Source organism: Chryseobacterium limigenitum (assembly GCF_900114875.1).
In the GTDB taxonomy this organism is placed as follows: domain Bacteria; phylum Bacteroidota; class Bacteroidia; order Flavobacteriales; family Weeksellaceae; genus Chryseobacterium; species Chryseobacterium limigenitum.
Genome location: NZ_FPKW01000003.1, coordinates 56963 through 71813, shown reverse-complemented (window position 1 = coordinate 71813; position 14851 = coordinate 56963). Strand labels below are relative to the sequence as shown.

Sequence of the window (14851 nt, the reverse complement as noted above, 5' to 3'; positions counted from 1 at the left end):
ATAAATATAATTAATATATGAAAATTACAAAAGTTAAATGGGATAATCATCCTATATTAGGAGATTTAGAACTTGATCTGACAAATACTGGAAATAATAAAACCTTTGATAACGTCCTTTTTGTTGGGGAAAATGGATGTGGCAAAACAACAATATTAAAGTCAATTAGCACTTTCCTTAATATTGGATCTTTCAAAGATTTTGAATATATAGAATACTCAATTAATAATAAAGTTTATCAAGCTGTCCAAACTAACGAACCAACAAATAGAAATTATGAAGGGTATCACTCTAGGATAGATGTAGAACAAGGCAGCGTATCATATGTTTATTCAAATAAGAGTAATCGTCCTCATGAAATACAGGAAAATAATCTTGACATTAGACATTATGGTTGTGTGTTTTCAAAAGCTAGAGCTGATTATCATACAGGTAAAATTCAGTCAACTACCTTTCAAGATTTGGACACCCAGAAGTACGACAATGATAAGGACGAAAATTTCACATCATTAAAACAACTAATCGTAGATATTGAACATCAGGATAACCATGATTTTACAGAAAGAAACAAAATTGCTAATTTGAGTTGGGCTGATTTTTATCCATTATCAAAAATATATAGATTTAAAAATGCATTTAATAGTTTTTTTGAAAATCTTAAGTATAAAAATACTAGAATCTTAGATCAAGAAATGCATGTCTTTTTCGAAAAGAATGGGACAGACATCAGTATTGATAATTTAAGTACAGGAGAAAAACAAATAGTTTTTAGGGGAAGTTTTCTTTTAAAAAACTTGAAAAAACTTGAAAATTCAATAGTTATGATCGATGAGCCAGAAATCAGTATGCACCCAAAATGGCAAAAAAAGATTTTGGACTTTTACAAAAATCTATTCATTGATAACACCGTACAAAAAACTCAACTATTTTTTGCCACGCACTCAGAACTAGTTTTAAGAAATGCTTTAGGCAATAAAAACAATCATTTAGTTATAATTTTAAAATGTGAAAACGGAGTTATAACTTCTAAACGAGTTGATACACCTACTATTTTACCCAGTATTACAGATGCCGAAACAAATTACATCGCATTCGATATGCCTTCAAATGATTTTCATATAGAATTGTATGGATATTTACAACAAAAAAATGCTCTAACGTCTGTTAAAGCAACAGATGATTACATTAAACAACACCCAAAATATGTAGCTACTGATCATAATAAACAGTCATCTAATCCTCACGGAACAACTTATGACACATTAAGTACATATATTAGAAATGCCATTGATCATCCTAATCCAGCTCAAACATTTACAGAAATAGAATTACGAAAATCTATAGAATTGCTTGTAGAATTGTGTATATAGTAAAATGTCAAATAATCATATACCTTATTTTAAGTAGAAAAAGAATCACTTTTCCGATAATTTAAAAACCATAAATAATACAATCCAAAGATTAGAAACATAAAATTTTCCAGACGAAAGGACAGGAAAATAAATGATGAACTATGCAGATCGATGTCGATATCCATTGAAAAATAACAAATACTTCCATCTCTAATAAACACCATGCATAAAACAAAAATTCAACAAACTTTAATACTCCTTTTATTAAGTTTCACCATCAATCAAGCATTTGCGCAAAAGAAAGAATTTCGGGATACAAAAGTTGATACGCTTACCTTTTTAAACAATAGAAAAATATTAAACAGCTTAAATACCGATCAATTTCAAAAGAAAATATTTGTAGAAAATGACATTAAAATTCCATACAGATTTTTAACGCCTAAAAACAATCGCACAAACGAGAAATTTCCATTGGTTATTACCTTTCATAATTCTACAAGGATTGGAAATGATAATGAAAATCAACTTGAACCTTTTGCTAAAATATGGTTACGGGATGAGATTTATGAGAAATTTCCATGTTATGTTGTAGCGCCACAGTTTAACAAACGTTCTACAAATTATGAGATCAATGGAGAAGGAATTCAAGTTTCAAAGCCATCCAACGAGGTTTTTGCTTTATTGAAACTGATTAAAGATCTCGAAAAAGAATATCCAAATATTGATAAAAACAGAATCTATCTGATTGGTTATTCGATGGGAGGTTCAACTGCTCAAAATCTTATGAATTTGAGTCCAAATACATTTGCAGCGGTTGTTTCTGTCGCTTCTGTTCCGGATCTGTCGAATCTTAATAAAATTAAAGAAAAAAATATCTGGCTAATTCATGGAGAAAAGGACGATGAGAACCCATATATTGGCAGTGTTGAACTATATAATAAAATATCTTCTGACAAAAATTTAATCTTTACAACGTTCACCAACCTTCATCATAACAATATTGTGATCCCATTTTTGGCAACAGATGAAATCCCGAAATGGTTATTTGAAAAACATAAATAAAAGAAAAATAAATAGCTGTAATTCCGTAATTTTACGCCATGAATAACATCACCCAAAGATTAGAAAACGTAAAAAAACTCCAGGCAAAAAGATGGGAAAATGAAGATCACTGGGATGACATTAATGACCTTTTAGTTAAAGAACTGGATGAAATTTTACTCATCGAGCCTGAAAATACGGCAGCTTTAATCAATATCGGAGCAGTTTATTCTGATATGGGAGAAAATGAAAAGGCAATTGAATATTTAAAAACTGCAATGAACTTAGGTTCAGTAGATAAAAACTTGTATATAAATCTGGCAATTGTGATGGTTTACATGGAAATGCACCAGGAAGAATATCATGAATATCTGGAAACTGCTGAAGACAAAATTGAGGATCCGTTGACTTTTAAAGCCTATTTCGATCCTAATTCTCAGTAAGAAAATATTAAATCAATAGAACAATAACTTAAAATTCTTAAACCATGTTACTCGCTATTTTATTACCCTTTTTATCTTTTATCGTTCGTGGAAAAGTTTTAACAGGAATCATCTGTTTAGTTTTACAAATTACTTTAATTGGCTGGATTCCTGCTGCAATTTGGGCTGTTTTATCCTTAAATAATGAAAGAGCAGAAAAGCGCACCGATAAATTGATTAAAGCCATGAGAGACAATCAAAAGTAATTACATATTTGGGGTGGGGGGACCACTTACAGCCACAAAAAAAAGAAAACACGGGACTTGTTTCGTATAGAGATTAGAAAATAAAGAAAAACCTTTTATGCATTTAGGGATTTTATTTTTATAACATGATAGTCAGTTGATTACAGGAATATAAAAAAAAGCGGATTCTAGTAAAAGGAGGTGAATTATTTGAAATTTTCATTTTATGGGTGCTTGTTTTAAATGCACAACAGGTAAAGAAAATTATCACGTTACGAAATAAATAAAAATACTCGGCACAATTTTAGCTTCCTGTGAGTAGTTTTAAGAATCTCATTAATAGATAATATTTCTATTTGGAAAGAGACTTTTTATAAAGCTGATTCAATATTTTATCCCACAAAAACAGCTATATGTATCTAAAAAAAATCCTCCCCTCAAAAACAATCACAGTGCGAATTACTGCCTTTTTAATTTCATGTACACTACTGAGCCTTTATAGATGTAAGGAAACAGAAAAAACAGCTTCAACAGATATTAAGAACTTAATAGACAGTCTTGCCAAACCTCTTATGAGTGAAAATAAAATTCCGGGAATCAGTATCGCCATAACGGTAAACGGCAAGCATTCTTTTTTCAATTACGGAACAATTTCTAAAGAAAGTAATAAGCCTGTTACCAACCAATCTTTATTTGAATTGGGCTCGATAAGTAAAACTTTTACAGTAACCTTAGCCAGTCTTTCCCAACTTAATGGAAACCTTGACATGTCATCTCCTGTAAGTAAATATTTACCGAATCTAAAGAATACGGTTTTTGATTCTGTAAAACTTTATCATTTAGGAACGCATGCAGCAGGCGGTCTCCCTCTACAGTTACCAGACAATATCACCAATAATGACCAGCTGATGAACTATTATAAAACATGGACTCCGCTTTATGCACCCGGTACAAAAAGAGTTTATTCTAACCCCAGCATCGGTTTATTGGGAGTCATTGCTGGAAAAACAATGAATGAGCCTTTCACAAAAGCCATGGAAGACAATGTTTTTGCAAAAATAGGAATGAACAATACCTTCTATACTGTTCCTCAAAATAAAATGTCAGATTATGCACAGGGCTATAATAAAGAAGATAAGCCAGTAAGGCTAAATCCAGGTGTACTTGCAAATGAAGCCTATGGAATAAAATCATCTACGCAAGACATGCTGAAATTCGTAGACAGTAATATGGGAGTTGGTAATCTAGACCCTAAGCTTACAAAAGCTTTACAAGCAACACATACAGGTTATTTTAAAACCGGGCAGATGACTCAGGACCTGATTTGGGAGCAGTACAGTTATCCGACCTCATTATCCCAATTATTGGAAGGAAATGCGGATGATATGGCTTACAAGGCAAATGATATCAAAGCATTATCACCTCTTCTGGAGCCACAATCAAATGTAGTAATCAATAAGACTGGCTCTACAAACGGTTTTGCGTCGTATGTTATTTATATTCCTTCAAAAAAGATTGGTGTTGTAATGTTAGCCAATAAAAATTATCCAATAAAAGCAAGAGTAGAAAACGCATATAAGATCCTCTCCTATCTTGAAAATCATAAAAACTAACAGGAGTAAGATCTGTAAAATTTTAAAAATGACAGCTATAAATTAAGCTGTCATTTTCTTTTACGAGATATTCTTTATGCATACATTTTACCACATTTACATTTTATAGATACAGCATATTATTTTTTATTTTAACTTAATACATATTTTGTATCTTTAATAGCCGTTATAACAGTTTTAATAAAAATAATTTGGCAGAAATTCATGGCAGAAGAACTTTATTTCATAAAAACCAATCCAACTATTGCCAAAATTAATTTGTACAATAAGCTTTGCCGTGAAGAAAAAAATGTGCTGAATTTCTTGAGCGAAGATAAAAAAACAAGCTTTGAACTGATTAAAACTAAAATAAAAGATTCTGTAGAAAACCTTACTAAAGAGGAGTTATTACAAATTTTCTCTTGGTTTGATAATGAATATAAAAAAGATCGTGAAGAGGTAAAAACCCAACTTTTCATTAATGGAATCGATCTTTTTTATGAAATTCCGTCAACAGTTGATGTTGTAAATTTTCAGCAGATTCTTTCGGATTATGAAAATTATTCAAAACAAAAATTAAATCATTTGGTTGATGTTCAGCATTTCAATCAATTTCTGATCTATGGAATTTTTTACACCGGAATTAAGAATCAGGATAAAGATATTTCAGTAGACATGTTGAAACAGGATTATAAAAATCTTTATTCTTTTGCTGAAAATCAATTCAGTTCCAACGGAAAAATATTTGAAAATGAAAATTTTGTTCTGAATATTTATAATTATTTCACTGATTTATATGATCTTACGAAATATTACAAGGGTTCTATTATCAAGCTTCATGGCTAGTAAATATTTAAGTAAAAAAATATTAGCTTATTAGATATGTCAAAAACAGTGAGTCAACCAATACAAACGGATAATTTTGATATCTTACTAAATCTGAGATCGTATGGCTGGAGTGATTTTTATCTTTTTGTAAATGAAAAATCTTTTGAATTCACAATATCTCATGTTTTTACTGATCCCTGTTTTGATCTAATTAAGGCTTTATCAGATTTAATTCATGGAAATCCTGAAACCTGCTTTGTTTTGCAGGGAGAACCTGACGGAGTCTTTTTTGATATAAAAAAAATGGTTACTCAACAACATAAAATCATGATTTCAATACATGATTTTGACGGATTTTATAACTCAGACTCAAAATTGAATTCCATAATAAAAATGGAAGTAAAAACGAAACAGTTTATATGTATCCTATATCTTCAATTAAAGAAAATTTTCATGCTTCTTCATGATAAAAAATTTGCAGAACAACGGGAAGGAGGATCGCTCTTACAAAATTTCTATAGTTTTGAAAAAGAAGTAATTAGTTTTCTGAAAAAATAATATCATACCCAAACATTTAAGAATATGAGCTACATTATGGTAGATATAGAATCCGACGGCCCGATTCCCGGAGATTTTTCGATGGTATGTTTCGGAGCGGTGCTTGTGGATGAAGATCTGGAGACAACTTTTTATGGAAAATTAAAACCAATCTCTAACCAATTTAATGCTGATGCATTAGCCGTTTCCGGATTTAACAGAGAAGAAACAATGGATTTTGATGATCCGAAAGAAGTGATGCTCCAATTTGAAGAATGGATCAAAAAAAATTCTAAAGGAAGACCTATTTTCATCAGTGATAATAATGGTTTCGACTGGATGTTTATTTGCTGGTATTTTCATCATTTTATTCAAAGAAATCCTTTTGGATACTCTTCAAGAAGATTATCCGACCTATATTGCGGACTCGAAAAAGATACTTTTGCCCAATGGAAACATCTTCGTAAAACCGAACATACGCATCATCCCGTTGACGATGCCAAAGGTAATGCCGAAGTTTTATTACACATGAAAAAAGAAATGGGTTTGAAGATTGGCTTAAAATAGAGAATATGAATTTACAATACAAAAAAGCCTCAGCAAAAGACATCGATTTCTTACTTAATCTGAGAATGAAAACCATGACCGAGCATTATGCCAGCTCAGGGCTTCCGACGACAGAAGAATCAGCACTTCAAAGGGTTTTGTATCAATTTGAAAAAGCCAATATTATATTTTTAAATAATGAACCTATCGGATTATTAAAAATCGATAAAAACAAAGATAAAATTGAAGTGCTTCAACTTCAGATTGATCCCAACCAGCAAGGAAAAGGATTGGGAAAAGCTGTTTTAACAGATATTATTGAGGAAGCTAAAACTGTAAAAAAACCTATTACATTAAGTGTTTTAAAAACCAATAAAGCACAAAACTTATATTCCAGTTTAAGTTTTAAGATCATCGATGAAAATGAACATTCTTACATCATGGAATTTTCAAACTAAAAAAGTATGCCCAAAAGCATACTTTTTCTTTATGATAGGTAAATATTCTACTTGATAATTTGTCCCTTATAATACTTTTCTAAAAAGAAAGAAAGATCTGCTCTGTAACCTATTCCTGAAGCTTCAAATTTCCAGCTTCCGCCACGTTTGTATAATCTTCCGAATTCTACGCCTGTTTCAATGGAGAAATCTTCATCAAGTTCATATTTCGCAATTTCCTGATTGCTGGTGCTGTCGATAATTCTGATGTATGAATTTCTCACTTGTCCGAAGTTTTGCTTTCTTCTTTCAAAATCTTCAATGGTGACTACGAAAAGAATTTCCTCAACGCTTGGATTTACTTTTTCAAGATCAATGATAATGGATTCATCGTCGTCTCCATCGCTGTTTTTCCCGCTCGGATCATCGCCTGTATGCGTCAAAGCTCCATCCGGAGAATGCAAATTATTGTAAAAAACAAAATATTCTTCACTTACTAATTTTCTGTCTGCATCAATCATGATTGCAGATGCATCAAGGTCAAAATCATATCCTTTTCCTTCATTCGGATCCCAGCCAAGACCGATGGTCATTTTTGTAAATCCTAGATCTATTCTTTGTCCTTTCTGTAAGTTAATTGCCATAATAATATGTCTGTTGTTTTACTCGAAGTTATGGCTGTTTTAGTAATTTTCCAACATATTTTGTGAGAAAGTTTTATGTAAATTGCAGAATATTAAAAATTAACTTCTTAAGAATAATTACCATAAAAAAGTCCGGCCAAAACGACCGAACTATTATATTTAAAAAAAAATTGATTAAAAAATAAATTCTTAATCTTTAATTCCAGTATGTAAAACTGCATTATTTCTTGCTTTTGCCAACATCGGAATTGAGATTAATCCCATTACAAGCATAATCGTAATTTGCAACGGCAGTGAGATGAATGAATAGGTAAGTCCCATTTCTGCACCAAGATCGGCACTTTTTCCCATCGAAATAAATAAGGCCATAAAGCCGAATTTCATTGCTAAATTAAATGCTCCAATTCCTCCACTTGCCGGGATAATCATTCCCAAAGTTCCGACTACGATGATGAAAAATCCGTCAGCAATCGTAAAATTTGATGTTTCAGGAAGTGCAAAACATACTAAGTATGCGGCTAAGTAATAACAAATCCAGATTCCTAATGTATAAATGATGAATTTCCCTTTTTGCTTTAATTTAAATATTGATGTTAAACCTTGAAAAATCCCATCAATGAAATTAATGATCTTTCCTAAAAAAGGAACGGTAGCCAACCTCTTTTTAAACACAAAAAACAAAACTGTTCCTAAAATTAATATCAAAAAACCAATCAAAATTTTATTGGGGTTAATATTTAGCCCTGAATTTCTGTAAAAAGATAAAATCGCTTCATATTTAAAGGCCAGAGTTAATCCTAAAAATCCCATCATACAGACAAGATCTACCACTCTTTCCAGAATAATGGTTCCAAAAGATTTATCAACAGGAACTTTTTCCACACCATATAAAGCCGTAGCTCTTGCCACCTCTCCACTTCTCGGAATCGTAAGGTTCATTAAATACCCAAAAGAGATAGACCAAAGCGCATTGGAATTTGAAATACGGTGCCCCATCGGCTCCAACATCAGATTCCAGCGAATTGCCCTGAACCAATAGGCTAAAAGTCCAAATACAGAAGCAAATGCAACCCAAAAGTAATTGGCTTTGGCAAGAGATTTCTGGATAACTTTAAAATCAAGCCCTTTAAGAGCGAGCCACAAAAAAAAACCTGCAAAGGCAAGTGAAACTACGATTGTAATTACTGATTTTAATGGATTTGATGATTTTTTCTCCATGAATTAAGTAAGAAGGTTAGTTTTTTCGTCCGGGAAAACAATCTTCGGCTGAAAATCCTTCGCTTCTTCGGGAGACATCTGAGCATACGCTATAATAATGATGATATCATCTCTCTGAACTTTTCTGGCAGCAGGGCCATTCAGACAAACTTCTCCTGACTTTCTTTTACCTTTGATAACGTAGGTATCGAAACGCTCACCGTTATTCACATTTACGATATAAACCCTCTCTCCTACTACCAAACCGGCAGCTTCGATAAGGTCTTCATCGATCGTAATACTCCCTATATAATTAAGGTCTGAAGCCGTAACTCGTACCCTGTGAATCTTAGACTTAAAAACTTCTATTAACATGCTGCAAATTTATTAATAAAAATTAATAAAACAGGCTTTTTAATGATTTTCAAACACGCAGATACACAGCCATTTAATTTTATTAAAAACATTTTTTTTGAAATTTACTTACAGAATCTACAAACATATCGCCAAAACCATTAATACTTTATACGAAATTCAGGATTTAATAAATACGGAAAATAATATTAAATTTTTGCTAAAGTCAATACACATAAGCATTTGGCATGATTTTAGTAACGGCTAACGTAGATTTTGCGTGAAAAGTCAAATTATCATATTTCAACTGTTTTCACCCAAAATCAAAAAAATTGTACAACTTTTCATAAAAAAATTGCACAATTAGAAAATAGTATTATATTTGCTATAATTACGAACTAACTTTAATATTAAAAATTATGAACAAGTCTGAATTAATCGACGCAATCGCAAAAGACGCAGGAATTACTAAAGTTGCAGCAAAAGCTGCTTTAGAATCATTCATCAGTAATGTAACTACTACTTTAAAGAAAAAAGACGGAAAAGTTTCTTTAGTAGGATTTGGTACTTTCTCAGTAGCTGAGAGAGCGGCTAGACAAGGTATTAACCCTGCAACTAAAAAGCCGATCAATATCGAAGCTAAAACAGTTGCTAAATTCAAAGCTGGAGCTGATCTATCGACTGCTGTAGCTACTGCTAATGCACCTGTTGCTGCTGCTAAGAAGAAAAAATAATCATTCAGATTATAAAAAATTCAAACCTCACCGTTGGATGAGGTTTTTTTGTGCTTTATACTTTAATACATATTTAAAGATATTTCATTATTGTTTAAAGATGCTGAGCGGAGTCGAAGCATCTTTAATATATTCAAATTATGGTGCTAAACGGGAGATCTTCCAGTCCAGATCATCTAAAGTGTAAATAATTCTGTCATGAAGTCTGTTGGGTCTTCCCTGCCAGAATTCAATTTCGTAAGGCTTTGCAATGTAGCCACCCCAATTTTCAGGTCTTGGAACTTCTGTGTTCTCAAACTCCTTCTCTAGGCTTTTCAATTTCTCTTCCAAAAACTCTCTGTTAGGGATAATCTGACTTTGCGGTGAAACTGCTGCTCCAAGCTGACTTCCTTTTGGCCTGGAATGAAAATAGCCGTCACTTAAATTCTCCGCAATCTTTTCCAGATCTGCTTTTATAATAATCTGTCTTTCAAGATTTGGCCAGAAAAAATGAAGACAGGCTTTATGATTCTTTTCTATCGCTTTTCCTTTTCGGCTGTCGTAGTTTGTATAAAAAATAAAACCTTCAAATGTGTAAGCTTTAAGCAAAACCATTCTTGTACGCGGGCAACCATCAGCTTCTACCGTAGAAACAGCCATTGCATTGGCTTCAGAGATATTAGGGTTCTCGCTCGCTTCCAAAAACCAGTCTCTGAATTGCTCTATCGGATTTTGTTTTATCTCACTTTCAATAAGTTGGGATTTCTCGTACACTTTTCTTTGGTCGTGCAGGTTTTCCATAAATATTTTTTATTAAATTTGAGTATGAATTACTCATACAAAGGTAAAATATTAATTTCCACACCAGACATTTCCGGCGATATTTTTTCCAGATCTGTAGTGCTTGTTATTGAACATAACGAAAGCGGTGCATTTGGTTTGATATTAAACAAGAAAAATGGCCAGATGAGTAGTAAGTTCAAAAACTTTTTTGACTTCAAAATTGAGGTCTACGATGGCGGTCCCGTGGAAAATGACAAAGTTTTCTTTATTGTAAAAGGCAAAAAGGTTACTGAAATGTATTCTGATATCTCTGATGAGTTTTATTTAACTGAAGATATTGAGAATATTATCAGCTCTGTACTTAGCGGTGAACTGAATATTGATGATGTAAAGATCTTTTCAGGATATTCTGGTTGGTCTGCCAGCCAGCTGGATAAAGAGGTTCAAAAGAAAATGTGGACGGTGGTTGATGTGTATAATTTAGATTATACTCTACCTAATGATCAAACGCTTTGGAAATCCATCATGCAAAACCTGGGCGGCGAGTATCTTCTCTGGGCAAATTCTCCTGAAGATATTTCGTTGAATTAAACCATAATATTATTCTAATAAACGAGATTTAAAACATTAACAAACTTTAAGATTCTATTAACCAATTTTTAGGAAAATATTCCCGTTATTTGATAAACCAAAAACAAGAAAATGAAAGTACTTACAAACCTTATTTTATTTTTCTTTCCAAGAGTAAATGTAGCTCTGATTCCTATTAAAACAAGACGAAGATTTAAATAAGCAAAAAAAAATTGCTGATAATTGATGGATACATTCCGTCGAATTATTAAACAATACAAATTCTGATCTATTCAGAATAAAACCCGGTAAAGGACTTTGGAACTTTTGTTGTTTACCGGGTTTGTCAATTTAAAAACTTTTCTTCCAGCTTTCCACTAATTCTAAAAAGCGAGAATTTTCAAAAGTCTTATTTCTTATTTTACCTACAGAAAATATGCCTTTCTCGTCAGAAATCATTAAAATTTCTTCGGCCTTCTGAGATTCAAATGCAATTATCTCGTGTTCCTGCGTATCGGCAAGGTTATTTTTATGTAAAAAAGTAACAAAATTTTCCAATAAAGGAGAAATGTAAGCCCCTTCAGACTGTTTCGGAACTTTAATCACATTTCCTTCCAAGAATAATAAATTTCCTGATGTTGAACGTGCAATTCTTTTGTTAGGATTAAGCAGAATCACATCATCCAGATCGTTTTCCTGAGCATAAATTCCACCATAGATATTTTCCGGGCTGTGAACTCTGATATTGCTCAGTAAATTATTATTAACATTGATCTCTTTGATGATATCCAATTCCAAAGGTCTTTGATAAACCGAAAGAATATCATCCATTTCATCAACTTCATAGAAATAAGAAACTGATGATTTGGATAATGTGACTCCGTCTGAATTTCTGAAAACCTGGAAATTAATAATTCCGTTAAGGATTTCTTTTCCTTCAATAATATCTTTCTGAAAAAGCGACTGAAAAAATTCCAACGTATACGTCAACGGAATATTCATCCTCATCTTTCTCATGGAAGCCATCAAATAAAAATAACATTCTTCATCCATGATGAGTTTTCCCTCTCTCACAAAAAAAGAAACTTTTACGGCGTCGCCCATAAGAAACGCTCTATTCTTTACATTTAATTCGTCTGATGTAAAATATTGATTTTCCAATGTCTGATCTGATTTATTTATAAAAAAATAATGAACGATAAATCGTTCATCAGTTTTATCATTTAATGCAACTTAAATTAAGCTGCACCCAATTTAATTCTAAGGTTTTCAATAAGATTTTCCCAATACATTGCATTTTCCTCTTCGTCACCTTCTTCACAGAAATCTGTAATATTTAAGGCCAAATCTTCGGTAATATCATCAATGGTAATGGTCATTTCAAAGAAATGCTTAGTTCCTTCATCTTCTTCCCATCTGAAACGAACGAAGCCTTCAGGCTTGTATCTGATCAAAGTGGCCTTTTCTTCAGGACCCCCACCCCAACTGAAAAAGAAATCGTCACCTTTCTCTACTACATCATCCGCAAACCATTCAGACAACCCCTCTGCAGTCGCCAGATATTCATATAAAATCTCTGAAAGACAGTGCATTGGAAATTCGTAATGGACTTTATGTTTAGCCATATAATCTTTGTTTTAATCGTCCCGCAATATATAAATTAATTTTTTTATTACACAAAAATGTATTTACTTTTTTGTATAATCTTCATGATATTTATCACAGAAATTAAATAGATGTTTAACATAGTTTTTAAAGTGATACTTTGAGCCTTTAAAACACAAAAACTCTTCACATCTGAAGAGTTTTTTATATTGATTCTCGTTACACTCCGAAAATAATTTATCTGTATTGTATGATTTTAGAAATTAAAGTTAAGTTCTATAAATCCTATTTTTCCTAATCCGGTTTCGCTCCATCCCGTTTTATTATCTTTCTGAAAAGTAGAACGGTCTACAATATAAATGTACTTGTAATAGAACATAGGCTCCGTAGAAATAGAAAAATGTGGAGAAATAAAATACTGAACGCCAAAAAAGGCTCCAATACCATTATCATACTGAGGTTTATTAATATTTTTATAATTAGAATATCTTGTAAAAAGATCTGCTCCGTAATAAAAATTCCAATTTCTGTATCTCTTTAGATTTCTGTCTACCCCTAATTTGAAAGCAAATTGCGTAAAACCACCCTCGCTGTCGTCTTTTTTAAAATCAAAACCTGTTCTGTAAGACCATTTCTTTTTTCCTGTGTATCTATAATTAATGATCATAGCATTGTCATCGGAAGCGAAAACAGACTTAATAAATTTATTGAGACCGATACCGACCTGATGGCTGGGAATAGGAAATAAACTGTCTTTTTCTGCCTGTGCAAATGAAAAAGAAAAAATGAAAAGAACAAAAAATAATGTAATAATACGTTTCATAATAAAAAACATCTCAAAGATTGATAAACCTTTGAGATGCGTGTGTTTTTTGTTAATATTTTAATCTAAATAGTTGGCAAAAATATCTTTGATTTTCTGCTCGAAATCACCTACATAAACGTCTGTGTTTTCCATAGTTCCATCAAAGTAAACAACAAAGAACTCTCCTTTTCCGTTTACTGTTTTATAAATGATGTCACCTATTTTTTGACCGTTATAGAATAATTCTGCTTTCGAATTATTATTAACCTGAGCATCTGTAGGATCTGTAATAGGAGCAAGAGCTTCTACATTCATCGTAGCAGCGATTTTAAGATTGCCTTCAGTTATTTGAGCTGAGATTGTTTTAAAATCATCTTTAGAAGAAATGTTAGCATAATCAGAATGCTTTAACGTTACCTGAGCAATAATTTCACTGTTCGCTCCCTGAGGTGTACTAGCATTATAAGTAAATTTGAAATCTTTGCTCGTTACTCTCTGCCAAACGATGTTTTGCGTTAATGGTGCAGAATAGATCTGAACATTTGCACTGATCGGCATACTGAAGTTTGTACTGTTATCAAACGTTACATTTGATAAATTCATGCTGAATACAGTATTTCCGCTTCTTTTTAAAGTAATATCAAATGTTTTTGGCAACCAGATTGTCTCAGAGTTATAACTTGTCTGGATATCTGTGTAAGAAGTAAGCGTTAATTCACTATCAACAGCAATTTGATTTTGCACTGACGGAAACTTCAACACTACTGCGTTAGCATTGGCAACTTTAGTCCATGTACCGCTTACTGGGTTATAAGTGTAAGTCCCTAACTTGTTAGCAAACTGTAATTTATTATCAATTAAAGCATCTCCGAATTGAGTTTCCCACTTTTCTACAACGTTGTTCAGGTAACTGTCATCATACTCCTGAGCCGTATTATTGAACATTGTGTACAACACATATTTTGAGAAATCTCCATCATCAATTACATTAAGCTTATCGTAAAAACCATTGATTGTCTTTTTGATATTTGCTTTGTCTTCTGCTACGGAAGTTGTGTGAGCTGTATCCTCAACCGAAGTACTACATGCCTGAATTCCAAAGATAGTTGCGACGCCCATCCCAACGAATAGAATAATTTTTTTCATAGTTATTATTTTTTGTGGCGCGAAAATATATCTT

General features: G+C 32.2%; 19 protein-coding genes. 11 read left to right on the top strand and 8 right to left on the bottom strand.

Annotation, left to right across the window (positions count from 1 at the left end; genetic code table 11):
• Nucleotides 1-17 precede the first annotated feature (17 nt).
• The 9 genes from BT156_RS05270 to BT156_RS05230 all read left to right on the top strand — a co-directional run bounded on the left by BT156_RS05270 (nt 18) and on the right by BT156_RS05230 (nt 7021).
• Nucleotides 18-1370 carry an AAA family ATPase gene (locus BT156_RS05270; RefSeq protein ID WP_072407905.1) on the top strand — a complete coding sequence of 451 codons (1353 nt, stop codon included), beginning with the start codon at nt 18-20 and terminating at the stop codon, nt 1368-1370.
• Nucleotides 1371-1574: 204 nt separating this feature from the next.
• Nucleotides 1575-2414 (top strand): carboxylesterase family protein, encoded by an 840-nt coding sequence (locus BT156_RS05265; protein ID WP_072407903.1) that lies wholly within the window; start codon nt 1575-1577, stop codon nt 2412-2414.
• Nucleotides 2415-2452: 38 nt separating this feature from the next.
• Nucleotides 2453-2836, top strand: coding sequence for a hypothetical protein (locus BT156_RS05260; protein WP_072407901.1), 384 nt, complete (start codon nt 2453-2455; stop codon nt 2834-2836).
• A 44-nt stretch (nt 2837-2880) separates the two neighbouring features.
• Nucleotides 2881-3081: a YqaE/Pmp3 family membrane protein gene (locus BT156_RS05255; protein ID WP_072407899.1), complete on the top strand. Its 201-nt coding sequence runs from the start codon at nt 2881-2883 to the stop codon at nt 3079-3081.
• A gap of 392 nt (nt 3082-3473) precedes the next feature.
• A complete protein-coding gene (gene ampC / locus BT156_RS05250; RefSeq protein WP_072407897.1) occupies nt 3474-4673 on the top strand; it encodes a class C beta-lactamase in 1200 nt (399 codons plus the stop codon).
• Nucleotides 4674-4877: 204 nt separating this feature from the next.
• The gene (locus tag BT156_RS05245; RefSeq protein WP_072407895.1) at nt 4878-5498 is read left to right on the top strand and encodes a hypothetical protein; all 621 of its coding nucleotides are present in this window, start codon (nt 4878-4880) and stop codon (nt 5496-5498) included.
• A gap of 36 nt (nt 5499-5534) precedes the next feature.
• Complete coding sequence (locus BT156_RS05240) at nt 5535-6038, top strand: hypothetical protein (RefSeq protein WP_072407893.1); 504 nt, start codon at nt 5535-5537, stop codon at nt 6036-6038.
• Between the two features lie 24 nt (nt 6039-6062).
• Complete coding sequence (locus BT156_RS05235; protein ID WP_072407891.1) at nt 6063-6584, top strand: 3'-5' exoribonuclease domain-containing protein; 522 nt, start codon at nt 6063-6065, stop codon at nt 6582-6584.
• A gap of 5 nt (nt 6585-6589) precedes the next feature.
• Nucleotides 6590-7021: a GNAT family N-acetyltransferase gene (locus tag BT156_RS05230; protein WP_072407889.1), complete on the top strand. Its 432-nt coding sequence runs from the start codon at nt 6590-6592 to the stop codon at nt 7019-7021.
• A gap of 47 nt (nt 7022-7068) precedes the next feature.
• On the opposite strand, the gene BT156_RS05225 is transcribed toward BT156_RS05230, so the two are convergent.
• From BT156_RS05225 to panD, 3 genes are all read right to left on the bottom strand, one after another.
• A complete protein-coding gene (locus BT156_RS05225; RefSeq protein WP_072407887.1) occupies nt 7069-7644 on the bottom strand; it encodes a TerD family protein in 576 nt (191 codons plus the stop codon).
• A gap of 189 nt (nt 7645-7833) precedes the next feature.
• The gene (locus BT156_RS05220) at nt 7834-8862 is read right to left on the bottom strand and encodes a lysylphosphatidylglycerol synthase transmembrane domain-containing protein (protein ID WP_072407886.1); all 1029 of its coding nucleotides are present in this window, start codon (nt 8860-8862) and stop codon (nt 7834-7836) included.
• A 3-nt stretch (nt 8863-8865) separates the two neighbouring features.
• Nucleotides 8866-9216, bottom strand: a complete 351-nt coding sequence (gene panD / locus BT156_RS05215; RefSeq protein ID WP_072407884.1) for an aspartate 1-decarboxylase — start codon at nt 9214-9216, stop codon at nt 8866-8868.
• Between the two features lie 398 nt (nt 9217-9614).
• Here panD and BT156_RS05210 point away from each other — a divergent pair, with 398 nt between their 5' ends.
• Nucleotides 9615-9929 carry an HU family DNA-binding protein gene (locus BT156_RS05210; RefSeq protein WP_072407882.1) on the top strand — a complete coding sequence of 105 codons (315 nt, stop codon included), beginning with the start codon at nt 9615-9617 and terminating at the stop codon, nt 9927-9929.
• Nucleotides 9930-10067: 138 nt separating this feature from the next.
• Here BT156_RS05210 and pdxH read toward each other — a convergent pair whose 3' ends face one another.
• Nucleotides 10068-10709, bottom strand: a complete 642-nt coding sequence (pdxH, locus tag BT156_RS05205; RefSeq protein ID WP_072407880.1) for a pyridoxamine 5'-phosphate oxidase — start codon at nt 10707-10709, stop codon at nt 10068-10070.
• A 24-nt stretch (nt 10710-10733) separates the two neighbouring features.
• Between pdxH and BT156_RS05200 the strand changes: the two genes are divergently transcribed.
• Nucleotides 10734-11282: a YqgE/AlgH family protein gene (locus BT156_RS05200; RefSeq protein ID WP_072407878.1), complete on the top strand. Its 549-nt coding sequence runs from the start codon at nt 10734-10736 to the stop codon at nt 11280-11282.
• Between the two features lie 330 nt (nt 11283-11612).
• Here BT156_RS05200 and BT156_RS05195 read toward each other — a convergent pair whose 3' ends face one another.
• The 4 genes from BT156_RS05195 to BT156_RS05180 form a co-directional block, all read right to left on the bottom strand.
• Nucleotides 11613-12365: an aminotransferase class IV gene (locus tag BT156_RS05195; RefSeq protein ID WP_139255427.1), complete on the bottom strand. Its 753-nt coding sequence runs from the start codon at nt 12363-12365 to the stop codon at nt 11613-11615.
• 134 nt (nt 12366-12499) lie between these two features.
• Entirely contained in the window at nt 12500-12886 is a 387-nt protein-coding gene (locus tag BT156_RS05190; protein WP_066755352.1) for an START-like domain-containing protein, read from the bottom strand.
• 236 nt (nt 12887-13122) lie between these two features.
• Nucleotides 13123-13689, bottom strand: a complete 567-nt coding sequence (locus BT156_RS05185) for a hypothetical protein (RefSeq protein ID WP_072407873.1) — start codon at nt 13687-13689, stop codon at nt 13123-13125.
• 60 nt (nt 13690-13749) lie between these two features.
• Nucleotides 13750-14817: a hypothetical protein gene (locus BT156_RS05180; RefSeq protein WP_139255413.1), complete on the bottom strand. Its 1068-nt coding sequence runs from the start codon at nt 14815-14817 to the stop codon at nt 13750-13752.
• Nucleotides 14818-14851: the final 34 nt, after the last annotated feature.

Excerpts from the sequence above, each read along its gene's own strand:
- BT156_RS05270 (WP_072407905.1), top strand. The coding sequence starts at position 18 with ATGAAAATTACAAAAGTTAAATGGGATAATCATCCTATATTAGGAGAT.
- BT156_RS05265 (WP_072407903.1), top strand. The coding sequence starts at position 1,575 with ATGCATAAAACAAAAATTCAACAAACTTTAATACTCCTTTTATTAAGT.
- BT156_RS05260 (WP_072407901.1), top strand. The coding sequence starts at position 2,453 with ATGAATAACATCACCCAAAGATTAGAAAACGTAAAAAAACTCCAGGCA.
- BT156_RS05255 (WP_072407899.1), top strand. The coding sequence starts at position 2,881 with ATGTTACTCGCTATTTTATTACCCTTTTTATCTTTTATCGTTCGTGGA.
- ampC (WP_072407897.1), top strand. The coding sequence starts at position 3,474 with ATGTATCTAAAAAAAATCCTCCCCTCAAAAACAATCACAGTGCGAATT.
- BT156_RS05245 (WP_072407895.1), top strand. The coding sequence starts at position 4,878 with ATGGCAGAAGAACTTTATTTCATAAAAACCAATCCAACTATTGCCAAA.
- BT156_RS05240 (WP_072407893.1), top strand. The coding sequence starts at position 5,535 with ATGTCAAAAACAGTGAGTCAACCAATACAAACGGATAATTTTGATATC.
- BT156_RS05235 (WP_072407891.1), top strand. The coding sequence starts at position 6,063 with ATGAGCTACATTATGGTAGATATAGAATCCGACGGCCCGATTCCCGGA.
- BT156_RS05230 (WP_072407889.1), top strand. The coding sequence starts at position 6,590 with ATGAATTTACAATACAAAAAAGCCTCAGCAAAAGACATCGATTTCTTA.
- BT156_RS05225 (WP_072407887.1), bottom strand. The coding sequence starts at position 7,644 with ATGGCAATTAACTTACAGAAAGGACAAAGAATAGATCTAGGATTTACA.
- BT156_RS05220 (WP_072407886.1), bottom strand. The coding sequence starts at position 8,862 with ATGGAGAAAAAATCATCAAATCCATTAAAATCAGTAATTACAATCGTA.
- panD (WP_072407884.1), bottom strand. The coding sequence starts at position 9,216 with ATGTTAATAGAAGTTTTTAAGTCTAAGATTCACAGGGTACGAGTTACG.
- BT156_RS05210 (WP_072407882.1), top strand. The coding sequence starts at position 9,615 with ATGAACAAGTCTGAATTAATCGACGCAATCGCAAAAGACGCAGGAATT.
- pdxH (WP_072407880.1), bottom strand. The coding sequence starts at position 10,709 with ATGGAAAACCTGCACGACCAAAGAAAAGTGTACGAGAAATCCCAACTT.
- BT156_RS05200 (WP_072407878.1), top strand. The coding sequence starts at position 10,734 with ATGAATTACTCATACAAAGGTAAAATATTAATTTCCACACCAGACATT.
- BT156_RS05195 (WP_139255427.1), bottom strand. The coding sequence starts at position 12,365 with ATGGGCGACGCCGTAAAAGTTTCTTTTTTTGTGAGAGAGGGAAAACTC.
- BT156_RS05190 (WP_066755352.1), bottom strand. The coding sequence starts at position 12,886 with ATGGCTAAACATAAAGTCCATTACGAATTTCCAATGCACTGTCTTTCA.
- BT156_RS05185 (WP_072407873.1), bottom strand. The coding sequence starts at position 13,689 with ATGAAACGTATTATTACATTATTTTTTGTTCTTTTCATTTTTTCTTTT.
- BT156_RS05180 (WP_139255413.1), bottom strand. The coding sequence starts at position 14,817 with ATGAAAAAAATTATTCTATTCGTTGGGATGGGCGTCGCAACTATCTTT.